The sequence below is a fragment of the Enterobacter sp. CCUG 70166 genome (assembly GCF_020224095.1).
GTDB classification, from domain to species: Bacteria; Pseudomonadota; Gammaproteobacteria; order Enterobacterales; family Enterobacteriaceae; genus Enterobacter; species Enterobacter intestinihominis.
In genome coordinates this window covers 63,796-81,878 of the sequence record NZ_NRIQ01000008.1, presented here as the reverse complement: position 1 = coordinate 81,878, position 18,083 = coordinate 63,796, and the positions used below count along the sequence as shown (strand labels likewise).

Annotated in this window: 16 protein-coding genes; 15 read left to right on the top strand and 1 reads right to left on the bottom strand. The window is 55.2% G+C overall.

What is annotated here, in order from left to right; all coding sequences use genetic code 11:
* Positions 1–38: 38 nt before the first annotated feature.
* A complete protein-coding gene (locus CKK19_RS04595) occupies positions 39–1,622 on the bottom strand; it encodes a TerC family protein (RefSeq protein WP_015572372.1) in 1,584 nt (527 codons plus the stop codon).
* 693 nt (positions 1,623–2,315) lie between these two features.
* Here CKK19_RS04595 and CKK19_RS04590 point away from each other — a divergent pair.
* The 15 genes from CKK19_RS04590 (at position 2,316) to cpsG (ending at position 17,995) form a co-directional block, all read left to right on the top strand.
* Entirely contained in the window at positions 2,316–3,452 is a 1,137-nt protein-coding gene (locus CKK19_RS04590) for a polysaccharide export protein (RefSeq protein WP_022648641.1), read from the top strand.
* Between the two features lie 6 nt (positions 3,453–3,458).
* Positions 3,459–3,902 (top strand): low molecular weight protein-tyrosine-phosphatase Wzb, encoded by a 444-nt coding sequence (gene wzb / locus CKK19_RS04585; RefSeq protein WP_003862078.1) that lies wholly within the window; start codon positions 3,459–3,461, stop codon positions 3,900–3,902.
* Between the two features lie 2 nt (positions 3,903–3,904).
* Positions 3,905–6,067: a tyrosine-protein kinase Wzc gene (wzc, locus tag CKK19_RS04580; protein WP_058646963.1), complete on the top strand. Its 2,163-nt coding sequence runs from the start codon at positions 3,905–3,907 to the stop codon at positions 6,065–6,067.
* Positions 6,068–6,189: 122 nt separating this feature from the next.
* Positions 6,190–7,032 (top strand): colanic acid biosynthesis glycosyltransferase WcaA, encoded by an 843-nt coding sequence (gene wcaA / locus CKK19_RS04575; RefSeq protein ID WP_006811246.1) that lies wholly within the window; start codon positions 6,190–6,192, stop codon positions 7,030–7,032.
* Positions 7,032–7,523 (top strand): colanic acid biosynthesis acetyltransferase WcaB, encoded by a 492-nt coding sequence (gene wcaB, locus CKK19_RS04570; protein WP_023300548.1) that lies wholly within the window; start codon positions 7,032–7,034, stop codon positions 7,521–7,523. The genes wcaA and wcaB overlap by 1 nt, the downstream gene beginning before the upstream one ends.
* Entirely contained in the window at positions 7,520–8,737 is a 1,218-nt protein-coding gene (gene wcaC, locus CKK19_RS04565; RefSeq protein ID WP_023300547.1) for a colanic acid biosynthesis glycosyltransferase WcaC, read from the top strand. Before wcaB ends, wcaC begins: the two co-directional genes overlap by 4 nt.
* Entirely contained in the window at positions 8,712–9,932 is a 1,221-nt protein-coding gene (gene wcaD, locus CKK19_RS04560; protein WP_022648637.1) for a colanic acid polymerase WcaD, read from the top strand. The genes wcaC and wcaD overlap by 26 nt, the downstream gene beginning before the upstream one ends.
* A 16-nt stretch (positions 9,933–9,948) precedes the next feature.
* Positions 9,949–10,695: a colanic acid biosynthesis glycosyltransferase WcaE gene (gene wcaE, locus CKK19_RS04555; protein ID WP_063853298.1), complete on the top strand. Its 747-nt coding sequence runs from the start codon at positions 9,949–9,951 to the stop codon at positions 10,693–10,695.
* 16 nt (positions 10,696–10,711) lie between these two features.
* Entirely contained in the window at positions 10,712–11,260 is a 549-nt protein-coding gene (gene wcaF / locus CKK19_RS04550; protein WP_063853297.1) for a colanic acid biosynthesis acetyltransferase WcaF, read from the top strand.
* A gap of 24 nt (positions 11,261–11,284) precedes the next feature.
* The gene (gene gmd, locus CKK19_RS04545) at positions 11,285–12,406 is read left to right on the top strand and encodes a GDP-mannose 4,6-dehydratase (protein WP_003863514.1); all 1,122 of its coding nucleotides are present in this window, start codon (positions 11,285–11,287) and stop codon (positions 12,404–12,406) included.
* A 2-nt stretch (positions 12,407–12,408) separates the two neighbouring features.
* Positions 12,409–13,374 carry a GDP-L-fucose synthase gene (gene fcl, locus CKK19_RS04540; protein ID WP_015572377.1) on the top strand — a complete coding sequence of 322 codons (966 nt, stop codon included), beginning with the start codon at positions 12,409–12,411 and terminating at the stop codon, positions 13,372–13,374.
* 2 nt (positions 13,375–13,376) lie between these two features.
* Positions 13,377–13,856: a GDP-mannose mannosyl hydrolase gene (locus CKK19_RS04535; protein ID WP_072201098.1), complete on the top strand. Its 480-nt coding sequence runs from the start codon at positions 13,377–13,379 to the stop codon at positions 13,854–13,856.
* The gene (gene wcaI / locus CKK19_RS04530) at positions 13,853–15,076 is read left to right on the top strand and encodes a colanic acid biosynthesis fucosyltransferase WcaI (RefSeq protein WP_225455037.1); all 1,224 of its coding nucleotides are present in this window, start codon (positions 13,853–13,855) and stop codon (positions 15,074–15,076) included. The genes CKK19_RS04535 and wcaI overlap by 4 nt, the downstream gene beginning before the upstream one ends.
* Positions 15,077–15,079: 3 nt before the next feature.
* A complete protein-coding gene (gene cpsB / locus CKK19_RS04525) occupies positions 15,080–16,516 on the top strand; it encodes a mannose-1-phosphate guanyltransferase (protein ID WP_023300545.1) in 1,437 nt (478 codons plus the stop codon).
* 108 nt (positions 16,517–16,624) lie between these two features.
* Positions 16,625–17,995, top strand: a complete 1,371-nt coding sequence (cpsG, locus tag CKK19_RS04520) for a colanic acid biosynthesis phosphomannomutase CpsG (RefSeq protein ID WP_022648631.1) — start codon at positions 16,625–16,627, stop codon at positions 17,993–17,995.
* Positions 17,996–18,083 lie beyond the last annotated feature (88 nt).

Below are 18,083 nucleotides of genomic sequence, written 5' to 3'. Positions count from 1 at the left end.
CACCGTAGGCCGGGTAAGCGAAGCGCCACCCGGCTTTTTTACACCTCAAAATCCATCTCATCTTCACCGCGCAGCGGTATCAGCTGCACCTTCTGCACGCGATGGCTCTCTACCTGCAAGGTTTTGATCATGTAATCCCCCACCTGGACCTCTTCGCCCGGCTGCGGAATACGTTGCAGATATTCCATCAGCAAACCGGCGATGGTGTGGTATTCGCGCTTCTCGTCCAGCGGAAGCGGAACGAACTGCACCAGATCTTCGAGCGGCATATGGCCGTTGGCGGTCCAGCTGCCGTCTGCGTTTTTCTGAATATCGTGGCGTGCATCGATCTCATCCACCTCATTAGGCAGATTACCCGCGATGGTTTCCATCACGTCGCTGAGCGTCACCAGCCCTTCCACAGAACCAAACTCATCAACGACAAACGCGAAGTGAGTACGCGCGTTGCGGAACTGCTCCAGCGCGGAGAGCAGCGGCAGCGCTTCCGGGAAGACCAGCGGCTGGCGCACCAGCGCGCGCAGGTTGAGCGGCTCACCGTGAAGCTGCTGTTGCAGCAGGTCAATCACGTGTACCACGCCCAGCAGCTCTTCTTCCTCTTCTCCGCCGGTCACCACCACGCGGGTGTGCTGGTTTTTATCCAGCAGGGCACGGATCTGCTCTTCCGGTGCCGTCAGGTCAATATGCTCAATGTCGTGGCGGGAGGTCATGATACTGCTGACCGAGCGCTGGTTGAGGTTAAGCACGCGCTCTATCATCCGGCGTTCCTGCGGGTTGAAGATCTGCCCGTCGCTGTGGTCGGCTAGCATCGCAGCGGATTCAGCATCCAGCTCGGCATCCTCTTTTTTGCCGCTCAGCAGGCGCATCACCGTATCTGCGGTGCGCTGTCGTAATGTCTGGTTCGCGGAAAGAAAACGGCGGCGGTTGAAAATGGCCAGTTGGTTAAGAAACTCAATAAGCACCGAGAAACCAATGGCTGCGTACAGATATCCTTTCGGGATATGGAAGCCAAAACCATCCGCCACCAGGCTAAAGCCAATCATCAGCAGGAAGCTCAGACAGAGAATGACGATAGTCGGGTGACTGTTCACGAAGCGCGTCAGGGCTTTACTGGCGAGCACCATCAGGGTGATGGCAATGATCACGGCGGCCATCATCACCGCCAGATGGTCAACCATCCCGACGGCAGTAATCACGGAGTCGAGAGAAAAGACGGCATCCAGCACCACTATCTGCGCGACCACCGGCCAGAATTTAGCGCCGCGCCGCTGGGTGGGGTTTTCACTGTCTTTTCCTTCCAGCCGCTCATTAAGCTCAACCGTGGCTTTGAACAGCAGGAACAATCCGCCGAAAAGCATGATCAGGTCGCGGGCGCTAAAGCTCAGACCCTGCACGCTGAATAAGGGTTTGGTGAGCGTGACCAGCCATGATATTGAGGCCAGTAACAGCAGACGCATCACCATGGCGAGCAGAAGACCCGTCACGCGGGCGCGGTCGCGTTGTGAAGGGGGTAATTTATCGGCAAGGATGGCGATAAACACCAGGTTATCAATGCCGAGCACTAATTCGATGACGACCAGCGTCACCAGCCCGGCCCAGATTGATGGATCGGCAATCCATTCCATAGTAAATGTAATACCTTCTGTTATATGACTAATGTCACACTTCGATCATGGATAAAGCAGACGGAAATTGCAATGCCGGGGTGAGATTTCTCTTAATGCTACACTCAGGTAAAACCCATTTGCGGGGCGGTGTAAATAAGTTAAATGCGAAGATTTAATTACAAAAGACGATATTTAGGATATATCGCAATAAATGGTCTGGCGCTCTATTTTGTCAATATAAAGAAAATCCGAAAACCTCAAAACTTTGCTCTTAATATTAATCTTAAAAACGAATATTAGGACGGTTGTCTCCTTGCCTGCTATTAGGTTAGCTGCAACAATTCTTCCAGCATCAAATGTTAAATCTCCTTGTTGCTATTTTTGTTTCAGTCTTTGGTGAAGGTTATACATTATCAATCACCCGTTTAAGGTGGCGGATATATTTCTCAAAAGGCCTGATCCAAGAGGGTGTCTAACCATAACGCATTGTTTAGTCAGTGGATTGGTAACTGAAAGCCAAGGGCGGTAGCGTGCCTGAAAGCGTGTGAATCAGCCTCAATTATTCTGTCAATAGCCAATGGATGAATAAGCTTTTTTTAGGACTGATGCCAGTTATATTGCTAAATGATTAACTGCATTCTGATTGTCACCACGACCCGCGCTTATTTTAATTGCACAGGATAATTACTCTGCCAAAGTGATAAATAATCAATGATGAAATCCAAAATGAAATTGATGCCATTATTGGTGTCTGTGACCTTGATGAGTGGTTGCACGGTCTTTCCCGGCAGCAATATGTCAACAATGGGCAAGGATGTGATTAAACAGCAGGATGCTGATTTTGATCTCGACAAAATGGTGAATGTTTACCCATTAACCCCACGTCTGGTAGAACAATTACGCCCACGTCCGAATGTTGCTCAGCCAAATATGTCTCTGGACCAGGAAATTGCCTCTTACCAGTATCGCGTTGGTCCAGGTGACGTCATTAACGTGACCGTCTGGGATCACCCTGAACTGACCACACCTGCGGGCCAGTACCGCAGCTCAAGCGACACCGGTAACTGGGTACAGTCCGATGGCACCATGTTCTATCCCTACATTGGCAAAGTGCACGTCGCGGGAAAAACGCTTGCTGAGATCCGTAGTGATATTACCGGCCGCCTGGCGCAGTACATTGCTGACCCGCAGGTGGACGTTAATATCGCCGCGTTCCGATCCCAGAAAGCCTATATCTCAGGCCAGGTCAACAAATCCGGCCAGCAGGCTATCACTAACGTCCCGCTCACCGTTCTTGATGCGATCAATGCCGCAGGCGGCTTAACCGACGGTGCTGACTGGCGCAACGTGGTGCTGACCCACAACGGCAAAGAGCAGCGCATTTCGCTTCAGGCGCTGATGCAAAACGGTGACCTGACCCAGAACCGTCTCCTCTATCCGGGCGATATTCTTTACGTGCCGCGCAACGACGATCTGAAAGTGTTCGTGATGGGTGAAGTGAAGAAACAGAGCACCCTTAAGATGGACTTCAGCGGTATGACCCTGACCGAAGCCCTGGGCAACGCGGAAGGTATCGATCTGACCGCCTCCAACGCCAGCGGTATCTTTGTGATCCGTCCGATCAAAGGCGAAAACGCGAAAGGCAAGATTGCCAACATCTACCAGCTGGACATGTCCGACGCGACGTCGCTGGTCATGGCAACGTCGTTCCGTCTCCAGCCATACGATGTGGTCTATGTCACCACCGCGCCGGTTGCCCGCTGGAACCGTCTGATCAACCAGTTGCTGCCTACCATCAGTGGCGTTCGCTACATGACGGATACGGCGAGCGACATTCATACCTGGTAAGCCGCGATGTTTAACAAAATTCTGGTGGTGTGTGTGGGGAACATTTGCCGTTCCCCCACGGCTGAAAGGCTGTTGAAAAATTACCAGCCTGCGTTAACGGTCGACTCCGCAGGGCTGGGCGCGCTGGTCGGAAAAGGTGCCGACGAACGTGCCGCAAGCGTCGCCCTTGAGCATAACCTCTCACTCGACGGGCACGTTGCCCGTCAGGTCTCTGGCCGAATGTGCCGGGAATATGACCTGATCCTCGCGATGGAAAAACGCCACATTCACGCGCTGTGCGATATTGCACCGGAGATGCGCGGCAAGGTGATGCTGTTTGGTCACTGGGATGGTGAGCGCGAAATTCCCGATCCGTATCGCAAGAGCCGCGAGGCCTTTGAGGCGGTATACACCTTACTAGACCAGTCTGCCCGCCAGTGGGCGCAGGCACTGAAAGCTCAGCAGGGATAACAATGACAGAAAAAACAAGACCTTCTGCCGCCCCGACGTCGGGCAGTGATGAAATCGATATCGGTCGCCTGGTCGGGACCGTTATTGAAGCGAAATGGTGGGTGCTGGGTATAACCGCCATCTTTGCCGTGGCGGCGATCGTTTATACGCTGTTCGCGACGCCTATTTACAGCGCCGACGCGCTGGTGCAGATCGAACAAAATACCGGAAACTCGCTGGTTCAGGATATCGGCTCTGCGCTGGCCAACAAGCCGCCGGCATCGGAGGCTGAAATTCAGCTGATCCAGTCGCGCCTGGTATTGGGCAAAACGGTTCACGATCTGGGGCTGGATATCGCGGTCACCAAAAACACCTTCCCGGTGTTTGGCGCAGGCTGGGATCGCCTGATGGGGCGCAGTAACGATACGGTAAAAGTGACCGACTTCGTGATTCCAAAAGGGGCAGGGGACCAAACCTTTACCCTGACCGTGCTGGGACCAAAACAGTATCAGCTGACCAGCGACGCAGGCTTCAGCGCGCGCGGCGAAGTGGGGCAGATGCTGACCAAAGATGGCGTGAGCATCAGGGTTGGTGCCATCCAGGCGCACGAGGGCGGTGAGTTTACGGTCACCAAATTCTCGACGCTCGGGATGATCAACAATCTGCAAAACAACCTGACCGTCACCGAAAACGGCAAGGACACCGGCGTCCTGAGCATGACCTTCACCGGTGAAGACAAGGATCAAATCCGCGACATCCTGAATAGCATCACCCGTAACTACCTTGAGCAGAACGTTGAGCGCAAGTCAGCGGAAGCCGCTAAAAGCCTCGCGTTCCTCAGTAAACAGCTGCCGGAGGTGCGCGCCCGTCTGGATGACGCCGAGAACAAGCTGAACGCATACCGTCAGGATAAAGACTCCGTCGACCTGCCGCTGGAGGCGAAATCGGTTCTCGACTCCATGGTCAATATTGATGCGCAGCTAAACGAGCTGACCTTTAAAGAGGCGGAAATTTCCAAGCTCTATACCAAACGTCACCCGGCGTACCGCACGCTGCTCGAGAAACGTCGTACCCTGGAAGAAGAGAAGGCGAAGCTGAATGACCGCGTGACCGCGATGCCGAAGACGCAGCAGGAAATCGTACGCCTGACGCGTGATGTGGAATCCGGCCAGCAGGTTTACATGCAACTGCTGAACAAGCAGCAGGAGCTGAAAATCACCGAAGCCAGCACCGTGGGCGACGTGCGTATCGTTGACCCGGCGATTACCCAGCCGGGCGTGCTGAAGCCGAAGAAAGCGCTGATTATCCTCGGCAGCATTATTCTCGGCCTGATGCTCTCTATCGTCGGCGTGCTGCTGCGCTCGCTGTTCAACCGCGGTATCGAAAGCCCGCAGGTGCTGGAAGAGAACGGGATCAGCGTGTACGCCAGCATCCCGCTTTCGGAGTGGCAGAAGTCCCGTGACAGCGTCAAAACCGTTAAGGGCGTCAAGCGTTACAAACAGAGCCAGCTGCTGGCCGTGGGTAACCCGACCGACCTGGCGATTGAAGCGGTGCGTAGCCTGCGTACCAGCCTCCACTTCGCCATGATGCAGGCCAAAAACAACGTCCTGATGATGACCGGTGTCAGCCCGTCAATTGGTAAGACCTTCGTCTGTGCCAACCTGGCGGCGGTGGTGAGCCAGACCAACCAGCGCGTGCTGCTGATCGACTGCGACATGCGTAAGGGCTACACCCATGAGCTGCTGGGTACCAACAACGTTAACGGTCTGTCGGAAATCCTGCTGGGTAAAGGGGAGATCAGCGAGAGCGCCAAGCCGACCTCGATTCCGAAATTTGACCTGATCCCGCGTGGCCAGGTACCGCCGAACCCGTCTGAACTGCTGATGAGCGAGCGCTTCACGCAGCTGATCGAGTGGGCAAGCAAAAACTATGACCTGGTGCTGATCGATACCCCACCAATTCTGGCGGTCACCGACGCCGCCGTGGTAGGGCGTCATGCGGGCACCACGCTGATGGTTGCACGCTATGCGGTGAACACCCTGAAGGAAGTGGAAACCAGCCTGAGCCGCTTTGAGCAGAACGGTATTGAGGTGAAAGGGGTCATTCTGAACTCCATCTTCCGCCGTGCGACGGGTTATCAGGATTACGGCTACTACGAGTACGAATACAAGTCTGACTCTAAATAACAAAACACACCCCACACCCCTCACCCTAACCCTCTCCCCTGAGGGGAGAGGGGACTGCCTGGTGCGGTCTTTCACCCTCTCCCCTCCGGGGAGAGGGTCGGGGTGAGGGGCAGGAGGAATACATGAGCACACAACGCCCTTTGATTTCTATCTATATGCCGACATGGAATCGTCAGCAGCTGGCGATCCGCGCGATTAAATCGGTCCTGCGTCAGGATTACGATAACTGGGAACTGATTATCGTGGATGACTGTTCCTCCTCTTACGAACAGCTGCAAAAGTTTGTCGAAGACCTGAACGACCCGCGCGTGGTGTACACGCACAACGCCATCAACTCCGGGGCGTGCGCGGTGCGCAATCAGGCGATTATGCAGGCGAAAGGGCAGTATCTGACCGGTATCGACGATGATGACGAATGGACGCCAAACCGTCTGTCGATCTTCCTGTCGCACAAAGCGCAGCTGGTGACCCACGCGTTTCTGTATGCCAACGACTATGTCTGTCAGGGCGAGGTCTATTCGCAGCCGGCCAGCCTGCCGCTGTATCCGAAATCACCGTATTCCCGCCGCCTGTTCTACAAGCGCAACATCATTGGCAATCAGGTATTTACCTGGGCCTGGCGCTTTAAGGAGTGTCTGTTCGATACCGAGCTGAAGGCCGCACAGGATTACGACATTTTCCTGCGGATGGTGGTGGAGTACGGCGAGCCGTGGAAGGTGGAAGAGGCCACGCAGATCCTGCACATCAACCACGGGGAGATGCAGATCACCTCGTCACCGAAAAAATTCTCGGGCTACTTCCATTTTTACCGCAAGCACAAGGACAAGTTTGACCGTGCCAGTCGGAAGTATCAGCTCTTTACCCTCTATCAGATCCGTAACAAGCGCATGAACTGGCGCACGCTGCTGACGCTGCTGTCGGTGCGTAACGGCAAGCGTCTGGCTGACGGGCTTCGGGGGAAATAATGTTTCTGGAAGATTGCCGCGCTAACAGCTGGAGCCTGCGCCCGTGCTGCATGGTTCTGGCCTACCGTATTGCGCACTTTTGCTCGGTGTGGCGCAAAAAAAATGTGCTGAACAATATCTGGGCCGCGCCGGTGCTGGTGCTGTACCGCATCATCACCGAATGCTTTTTTGGCTATGAAATTCAGGCCGCTGCCACCATTGGCCGCCGCTTTACCATTCATCACGGCTATGCGGTCGTCATCAACAAGTTCGTCGTCGCGGGTGATGATTTCACCATTCGCCACGGGGTGACAATCGGCAACCGTGGGCCAGACAGCCTGGCCTGCCCGGTGATTGGCAATAACGTCGAGCTGGGCGCCAACGTGGTGATGATCGGGGAGATTACCGTGGGCAATAACGTGACGGTTGGCGCAGGCAGCGTGGTGCTGGACAGCATTCCGGACAATGCGCTGGTGGTGGGCGAGAAAGCCCGCGTGAAGGTGATTAAATGAACATTCTGCAATTTAACGTACGCCTCGCAGAGGGCGGGGCGGCAGGCGTAGCGCTGGATCTGCACCAGCGCGCGCTGCAAAAAGGATTACAGTCGCGCTTTGTTTACGGTTACGGCAAGGGCGGCAAGAAAAGCGTCAGCCATGATAACTATCCGCAGGTGTTGAAGCAGACGCCACGTCTGACCTCCATCGCCAATATTGCGCTGTTCCGCCTGTTTAACCGCGACCTGTTCGGCAACCTGAATAATCTCTACCGCACCGTCACCCGCACCCGCGGGCCGGTTGTGCTGCACTTCCACGTGCTACACAGCTACTGGCTGAATCTGGAAGAGGTGGTAGCGTTTTGTGGCAAAGTGAAGGCGCACAAGCCGGACACCCGTTTCGTCTGGACGCTACACGACCACTGGAGCGTGACCGGACGCTGCGCCTTTACCGACGGCTGCGAAGGCTGGAAAGATAACTGCCAGAAATGCCCTACGCTCAGCAACTATCCGCCGGTGAAGGTCGATCGCGCGCATCAGCTGGTTGAGGGCAAGCGTCAGCTGTTCCGCGACATGCTCTCGCTCGGCTGCACCTTTATCTCTCCAAGCCAGCACGTGGCAGATGCTTTTAATAGCCTGTACGGAGCAGGGCGCTGCCAGATTATCAACAACGGTATTGATGTGGCGACGGAAGAGATCCTGGCCGAACTGACGCCCGTAGCCATTACCACCGGCAAGCCGAAAATTGCGGTCGTCGCCCATGACCTGCGCTACGACGGCAAAACCAACCAACAGCTGGTGCGCGACATGATGGCGCTCGGCGACAAAATTGAGCTGCATACCTTCGGCAAATTCTCGCCGTTCGAAGGCGCTAACGTGGTGAATCACGGGTTTGAAACCGACAAGCGCAAACTGATGAGCGCGCTCAACGGTATGGACGCGCTGGTGTTCAGCTCCCGCGTGGACAACTACCCGCTGATCCTGTGCGAAGCGCTGTCCATTGGCGTGCCGGTCATTGCCACCCACAGCGACGCGGCGCGCGAAGTGCTGGAGAAATCGGGCGGTAAAACCTTCAGTGAGAACGAGGTGCTGCCGCTGGTGCAGCTGTCGAAGGCCGATATCGCGCAGGCTGTTTTTGGCACGGACCTGGAATCGTTCCGCAACCGCAGCCGCAAAGCGTACAGTGGACAACAGATGCTGGAGGAGTATGTCTCGTTCTATCAGAATCTGTAGTTATCTGCTGCTGCCGCTGATCTACCTGCTGGTCAACGTCAAGATTGCCCAGCTCGGTGAAAGCTTCCCAATCACCATCGTCACCTTCCTGCCGGTTCTGCTGTTGCTATACGTTGATAAGCTTAACCTCAAAAAGCTGATGATTGCGCTGGGGATCGGGTTTGGTCTGACGGCGTTTAACTACATCTTTGGTCAGTCGCTGGACGCCAGCAAATATGTCACCTCCACCATGCTGTTTGTTTATATCGTTATCATTATTGGCATGGTGTGGAGTATTCGTTTTAAAACTATCTCTCCGCACAATTATAGGAAAATCCTCAGGTTCTTTTATATTGTCGTCGGGCTGATTGTTATGCTTGCGGCATTGGAGATGGCGCAAATTATTCTCACAGGCGGCAGTAGCCTGATGGAAATAATTTCGAAATATCTTATATACAGTAACAGCTATGTACTGAACTTCATTAAGTTTGGTGGCAAGCGTACCACTGCGCTCTATTTTGAACCGGCGTTTTTTGCTCTGGCATTAATCTCAATTTGGCTCAGCATCAAACAGTTCGGTATCAAAACCCCCAAGACCGATGCTATGATTCTTGCAGGAATCGTTCTGTCAGGGTCGTTCTCAGGGGTAATGACGTTTATTCTGTTTTACCTGCTGGAGTGGGCGTTCCAGTACCTGAACAAAGAGGCGATTAAGAAAAAACTGCCGCTGGCGATCATTTCTCTGACGGTATTTTTAGTGGGCGTAATATTCGCCTTCCCGTACATTTCTGAACGTCTGGGTGATTTGGGAACGGAAGGTTCGTCGTCCTACTATCGCATCATTGGTCCACTGGTGATGGTGGGTTATTCCTTAACCCATATTGATGGCGTAGTAAGATTCGGCTCACTTTACGAATATGTTGCATCATTCGGAATCTTTAACGGTGCGGATGTCGGTAAAACCATAGACAATGGTCTGTATCTGTTAATTATCTATTTTTCCTGGTTCGCCGTACTGTTGACACTGTGGTATCTGTTTAAAGTTTTCAAAATGATGATTAACGCGTTTGGTGATAACCAGAACTTTCGCGTGCAACTTTATCTGTTCACACCGGTGTCGTTGTTTTTTACCGGATCAATATTTAGCCCGGAATATGCATTCTTAATTGTATGTCCGTTTATTTTGCGCAAAGCGCTGAATATTACGAGCGTATGACGAAATGAGGTGATTTATGTTTCTTAGCGTCATTACTGTCGCCTTTCGTAACCACGAAGGGGTGGTAAAAACCTGGCGCTCGCTGCGCAACCTGGCGCGCGATCCGAGCCTCACCTTTGAGTGGATTGTGGTCGATGGCGGCTCGAACGACGGCACGGCGGAGTTCCTGGAAAAACTTAACGGTGAGTTCAACTTACGTTACATCAGCGAGAAAGATAAAGGCATTTACGATGCCATGAATAAAGGCATCAACATGGCGCAGGGGCGCTACGCCATCTTCCTCAATTCCGGCGACGTGTTCCATGAAGATGTGGCGCTGTTTGCACGCAAGCTGGCGCGCCAGAAAGAAGATGCCATGTTTATCGGTGATGCGCTGCTTGATTTCGGCGAGGGGAAAAAAGTCCTGCGCGGCGCGAAACCAGGCTGGTATATCTACCACAGCTTGCCGGCAAGCCATCAGGCTATTTTCTTTCCGATGAGCGGCCTGAAAAAGCAGCCTTACGATTTGCAATATAAAGTGTCATCAGATTATGCCCTGGCCGCCAGCCTGTACAAATCTGGCTACCCGTTCCGTCGAATTAAAGGACTGGTATCCGAATTTTCAATGGGCGGCGTGTCAACCTCGAATAATCTGGAATTGTGCCAGGATGCCAAAAACGTGCAGCGTAAAATATTACGCGTACCGGGGTTCTGGGCGGAATTATCTTATTTCTTACGTCTGAAAACGACGGGTAAAGCGAAAGCCTTATATAACAAAGCCTGAGATATAAGGAAACGTAATGCAGGAATTAAATGGATTCTCCGTGCCGAAAGGTTTTCGGGGCGGGAGCGGTATTAAAGTTCAACTGTGGTGGGCTGTACAGGCAACGTTATTTGCCTGGTCGCCGCAAATACTGTACCGCTGGCGCGCATTTTTACTGCGTCTGTTTGGCGCAAAAATAGGAAAAAACGTAGTCATTCGTCCTTCGGTGAAAATTACTTATCCCTGGAAATTAACGCTTGGGGATTACGCCTGGGTAGGGGATGACGCGGTGTTATATAACCTTGGCGAGATTACGATTGGCGCAAATTCGGTGGTTTCACAGAAGTGTTATTTGTGCACCGGCAGTCACGATTTTATGAGCCCGCATTTTGATATTACCGCTTCGCCTGTTGTGATCGGTGAAAAATGCTGGCTGGCAACAGACGTCTTTGTTGCACCCGGTGTTTCTGTTGGCGATGGCACGGTAGTCGGTGCCCGCAGCAGCGTTTTTAAATCGCTTCCGGCAAATAAAATTTGCCGTGGCAACCCCGCAGTGGTGATACGCGAACGCGTTGAAACTGATTAAATTCATAAGTAGAGGAATATAAACATGTCTAAAGTCGCTCTCATCACCGGCGTTACCGGGCAGGATGGTTCTTACCTGGCAGAGTTACTGCTGGAAAAAGGGTATGAAGTACACGGTATTAAACGTCGTGCGTCTTCATTTAACACCGAACGTGTCGATCATATTTATCAGGATCCTCACGCGGCGAACCCGAAATTCCACCTGCACTACGGCGACCTGACCGATACCTCCAACCTGACCCGCATCCTGCAGGAAGTACAGCCGGATGAAGTCTACAACCTGGGCGCGATGAGCCACGTTGCGGTTTCCTTCGAATCCCCGGAATACACCGCTGACGTGGACGCCATGGGTACGCTGCGTCTGCTGGAAGCGATTCGCTTCCTGGGTCTTGAGAAGAAAACCCGTTTCTATCAGGCATCTACCTCTGAGCTGTACGGCCTGGTGCAGGAAATTCCACAGAAAGAGACCACGCCGTTCTACCCACGTTCTCCGTACGCGGTAGCGAAACTGTACGCTTACTGGATCACTGTGAACTACCGTGAATCCTACGGCATGTACGCCTGTAACGGCATTCTGTTCAACCACGAATCCCCACGTCGTGGCGAAACCTTCGTGACCCGTAAAATTACCCGCGCTATCGCTAACATCGCTCAGGGTCTGGAGTCTTGCCTGCACCTCGGCAACATGGACTCCCTGCGTGACTGGGGCCATGCGAAAGACTACGTGAAAATGCAGTGGATGATGCTGCAGCAGGAACAGCCAGAAGACTTCGTGATCGCGACCGGCGTGCAGTACTCCGTACGTCAGTTCGTTGAGATGGCTGCGGCACAGCTGGGCATCAAGCTGCGCTTCGAAGGCACCGGCGTGGAAGAGAAGGGTATCGTTGTTTCCGTGACCGGCCACGACGCACCGGGCGTGAAGCCAGGCGACGTGATTGTTCAGGTGGATCCGCGTTACTTCCGTCCTGCTGAAGTGGAAACCCTGCTGGGCGACCCAACCAAAGCGCACGAGAAGCTGGGCTGGAAACCAGAAACCACCCTGCAAGAAATGGTATCCGAGATGGTGGCCAAAGATCTTGAAGCAGCGAAAAAACACTCCCTGCTCAAGTCCCATGGCTACGAGGTTGCCATCGCGCTGGAGTCCTGAGAATGACAAAACAACGTATTTTTGTCGCCGGTCATCGCGGAATGGTGGGTTCCGCGATTGTCCGCCAGCTTGAACAGCGCGGCGACGTTGAGGTGATTGTTCGCACGCGTGACGAGCTGAACCTGCTTGACAGCAAAGCGGTGCAGGACTTCTTCGCCAGCGAACGTATCGACCAGGTGTATCTGGCGGCGGCGAAGGTGGGCGGCATTGTCGCTAACAACACCTACCCGGCGGATTTCATTTACGAGAACATGATGATTGAGAGCAACATCATTCACGCGGCGCATCTGCACAACGTGAACAAGCTGCTGTTCCTCGGTTCATCCTGTATCTACCCAAAAATGGCGAAACAGCCGATCGCCGAGAGCGAACTGTTGCAGGGCACGCTGGAAGCCACCAACGAGCCGTACGCGATTGCCAAAATTGCCGGGATCAAGCTGTGTGAATCGTACAACCGTCAGTATAACCGCGACTATCGCTCGGTGATGCCGACCAACCTCTACGGACCGCACGACAACTTCCACCCGAGTAATTCGCACGTGATCCCGGCGCTGCTGCGTCGTTTCCACGAGGCGACTGCCGAAAACGCCCCGGACGTGGTGGTGTGGGGCAGCGGTACGCCAATGCGCGAGTTCCTGCACGTGGACGATATGGCGGCTGCCAGCATTCACGTCATGGAGCTGGATCGCGAGGTGTGGCAGGAAAACACCGAGCCGATGCTGTCGCACATTAACGTCGGGACCGGCGTGGACTGCACCATTCGCGAGCTGGCGCAGACCATCGCGCAGGTGGTGGGCTACAAAGGACGCGTGGTGTTTGATGCCACCAAACCGGACGGCACGCCGCGCAAGCTGCTGGACGTGACCCGTCTGCATCAGCTGGGCTGGTATCACGAGGTCTCACTGGAGCAGGGGCTGGCCAGCACCTACCAGTGGTTCCTGGAAAACCAGCACCGCTTCCGGGGGTAATGATGTTTTTAAGTCAGGAAGATTTTGCCACGGTGGTGCGTTCCACTCCGCTCATCTCAATTGATTTGATCGTGGAGAACGAACGCGGCGAGTTCTTGCTGGGGAAACGAACCAATCGTCCTGCACAGGGCTTCTGGTTCGTGCCCGGCGGGCGCGTGCAGAAGGATGAGACGCTAAGCGATGCGTTTGAGCGTCTCACTCTGGCGGAACTGGGCCTGCAACTGCCGATGGCAGCGGGCCAGTTTTACGGGGTCTGGCAGCACTTCTATGACGATAACTTTTCGGGCACCGGGTTCACCACGCACTATGTCGTGCTGGGGTTCCGCCTGAAGGTGAGTGAGGCAGACCTGCGTCTGCCTGATTCTCAGCATGACGATTACCGCTGGTTAACGCCAGAGGCGCTGCTGGCAAGCGACAACGTCCATGACAACAGTCGGGCGTACTTCCTTGCGGAACGTCAGGCCGAGGTGCCAGGCCTATGAAAATCCTCGTCTACGGAATTAACTACTCGCCGGAGCTTACCGGTATCGGGAAATACACCGGCGAGATGGTCGAGTGGATGGCGAGCCAGGGACATGACGTGCGGGTGATTACCGCCCCGCCGTATTACCCGGAGTGGAAGGTAGGCGAACGCTATTCCAGCTGGCGCTACCGCCGTGAAGAGGGGGCTGCGACCGTCTGGCGCTGCCCGCTCTACGTGCCGAAACAGCCCTCGACGCTGAAACGTTTAATTCATCTGGGCAGCTTTGCCCTGAGCAGTTTTTTCCCGCTGATGGCGCAGCGTCGCTGGAAGCCGGATCGCATCATCGGCGTGGTGCCGACGCTGTTCTGCACGCCAGGCATGCGCCTGCTGGGAAAACTCTCCGGCGCGCGCACCCTGCTGCACATTCAGGATTATGAAGTGGACGCCATGCTCGGACTGGGGATGGCCGGGAAAGGCAAGGGCTGCAAGGTGGCGAAGCTCGCCAGCGCCTTTGAGCGCAGCGGCCTGCACAACGTGGATTACGTCTCGACCATCTCGCGCTCGATGATGAACAAGGCGCAGGAGAAGGGTGTCCCGGCGGAGAAGGTGATCTTCTTTCCGAACTGGTCCGAAGTGGCGCGTTTCCGCGATGTGACAGACCAGGATGCGCAGGCGTTACGCGCGCAGCTCGGTTTGCCTGAAGATCAAAAAATCATTCTTTACTCAGGCAACATCGGTGAAAAACAGGGGCTGGAGAGCGTGATTGACGCCGCGCTTCAGCTGAGCGAACACCCGTGGATGTTCGTGATAGTCGGGCAGGGCGGGGGTAAAGCGCGGCTGGAAAAAATGGCCAGCGAGCGCGGACTGACCAACATCCGCTTCTTCCCGCTTCAGTCTTATGACGCGCTGCCCGCGCTGCTGAAAATGGCAGATTGCCATCTGGTGGTGCAAAAACGCGGCGCGGCGGATGCGGTGCTGCCGTCCAAGCTGACCAACATTCTGGCAGTGGGCGGAAATGCGGTGATTACGGCAGAAGCCGCAACAGAATTAGGCCAGCTGTGCAACAGCTACCCGGGCATTGCCGTTTGCGTAGAGCCAGAATCGGTTCCTGCGCTGGTGACCGGAATTGAGCAGGCACTCGCCATGCCAAAAGAGAACACGGTGGCACGTGAATATGCCGAACGCACGCTCGAGAAAGAGAACGTGCTGAGCCAATTTATTGCAGATATACGGGGATAAATCATGAGTCAAACCACTTTGTATCCGGTCGTAATGGCGGGTGGATCCGGGAGCCGGTTGTGGCCACTGTCCCGCGTGCTTTATCCAAAACAATTTCTGTGCCTGAAGGGCGACCTCACCATGCTGCAAACGACGGTTAACCGTCTGCACGGCGTGGAGTGTGAAAGCCCGGTGGTGATCTGTAACGAGCAGCACCGCTTTATCGTTGCCGAGCAGCTGCGCCAGCTGAATAAACTGACCGAAAATATCATTCTGGAGCCTGCCGGACGCAACACCGCGCCTGCTATTGCTCTTGCGGCGCTGGCGGCAAAACGCAGCAGCCCGGACTGCGACCCGCTGATGCTGGTGCTGGCGGCTGACCACGTTATTCAGCAGGAAGACGCCTTCCGCGACGCGGTTCGCGCGGCGATTCCTTACGCTGAGAACGGCAAGCTGGTGACCTTCGGCATCGTGCCGGATCTCCCGGAAACCGGCTATGGCTACATTCGCCGCGGCAGCGTTACGCCTGGTGAAGGCGACAGCGTGGCCTTTGACGTGGCGCAGTTTGTCGAAAAACCGAATCTGGAAACCGCCCAGGCCTACGTGGCCAGCGGTGAATACTACTGGAACAGCGGTATGTTCCTGTTCCGCGCCGGTCGCTACCTGGAAGAGCTGGAAAAATATCGCCCGGATATCTTAAATGCCTGCGAAAAAGCGATGGCGGTGGTGGATCCGGATCTTGATTTTATCCGCGTGGACGAAGAAGCCTTCCTCGCCTGTCCGGAAGAATCCATTGACTATGCGGTGATGGAACGTACGGCAGATGCGGTAGTGGTGCCGATGGATGCGGGCTGGAGCGACGTTGGCTCCTGGTCGTCACTGTGGGAGATTAGCGCCCATACCCCGGAGGGTAACGTCCATCACGGTGATGTGATCAGCCACAAAACGGAAAACAGCTACGTCTACGCCGAATCTGGCCTTGTCACCACGGTAGGGGTGAAAGATCTGGTGGTCGTGCAGACCAAAGACGCGGTGCTGATTGCCGACCGTAATGCCGTGCAGGACGTTAAAAAAGTGGTGGAGAAGATCAAGGCCGATGGCCGCCACGAACACCATATTCACCGCGAAGTCTACCGCCCGTGGGGCAAATATGACTCCATTGACGCCGGCGAGCGTTACCAGGTGAAACGCATCACCGTGAAGCCGGGTGAAGGGCTGTCGGTGCAGATGCACCATCACCGCGCCGAACACTGGGTAGTGGTGGCGGGAACCGCCAAAGTGACCATCAACGGTGAAGTGAAGCTGCTGGGTGAAAACGAATCCATTTATATTCCGCTGGGTGCCACGCACTGTCTGGAAAACCCGGGGAAAATTCCACTCGACTTAATTGAGGTGCGTTCCGGTTCGTATCTGGAAGAGGACGATATCGTGCGCTTCCAGGACCGCTACGGGCGGGTGTAGCGCCGTCTTAACGCCGGATGGCGCTTCGCTTATCCGGCCTACGAATGAATAAAAAACAATTAAGCCTGTTAACGGGCGGGCCAACTGTTGCCTGAAAAAGGGGTCATCATGGAAAAATTAACCTGTTTTAAAGCCTACGATATTCGCGGCAAGCTGGGCGAAGAGCTGAACGAAGACATTGCGTGGCGCATCGGCCGCGCGTACGGCGAATACCTGAAACCACAAACTATCGTGCTGGGCGGCGACGTGCGTCTCACCAGCGAATCCCTGAAGCTGGCGCTGGCGAAAGGGCTACAGGACGCGGGCGTCGACGTGCTGGACATTGGCCTTTCCGGTACCGAAGAGATCTATTTTGCCACCTTCCACCTCGGCGTGGACGGCGGTATCGAAGTGACGGCCAGCCATAACCCGATGGACTACAACGGCATGAAGCTGGTGCGCAAGGGCGCGCGTCCTATCAGCGGCGACACCGGTCTGCGCGACGTGCAGCGTCTGGCCGAGGCCAACGACTTCCCGCCGGTGAACGAAGCGAAGCGCGGCAGCTATAAGCAGATCAACCTGCAAAAAGAGTACATCGACCACCTGCTGGGCTACATCAACGTGGCGAACCTCAAACCGCTGAAGCTGGTGATTAACTCCGGCAACGGCGCGGCAGGCCCGGTTGTCGATGCACTTGAAGCCCGCTTTAAGGCGCTGAACGTGCCGGTGACCTTCGTCAAAGTGCACAACACGCCTGACGGAAACTTCCCGAACGGTATTCCTAACCCGCTGCTGCCGGAGTGCCGCGACGACACCCGCAACGCGGTGATTGAGCACGGCGCCGATATGGGTATCGCCTTTGACGGCGATTTCGACCGCTGCTTCCTGTTCGACGAGAAAGGGCAGTTTATCGAAGGCTACTACATCGTTGGCCTGCTGGCGGAAGCGTTCCTTGAGAAAAACCCGGGGGCGAAGATCATTCATGATCCGCGCCTCTCCTGGAACACCGTCGACGTGGTGAAGGCCGCGGGCGGCGAGCCGGTGATGTCTAAAACCGGCCACGCGTTTATCAAAGAGCGTATGCGCGAGGAAGACGCCATCTACGGCGGCGAGATGAGCGCCCACCACTATTTCCGTGATTTTGCCTACTGCGACAGCGGGATGATCCCGTGGCTGCTGGTAACCGAGCTGCTGTGCCTGAAAGGACAGAGCCTGGGCGAACTGGTGCGCGACCGCATGGCGGCGTTCCCGGCGAGCGGGGAGATCAACAGCAAACTGGCACAGCCAGCCGAGGCCATCGCCCGCGTCGAACAGCACTTTGCCATTCATGCGCTGGAGATTGACCGTACCGACGGTATCAGCATGGCGTTCCCGCAGTGGCGCTTCAACCTGCGCTCTTCCAACACTGAGCCGGTGGTGCGCCTGAACGTTGAGTCCCGCGCCGATACCGCGCTGATGGAAGCCCGAACGAAGGACATTCTGGCGCTGTTGAATCAGTAAAAAGAAAACCTTACCCCTCACCCTAACCCTCTCCCCTTTGGGGAGAGGGCCGGGGTGAGGGGCGAGGGGAAAGGTTTAGAACTAAAGG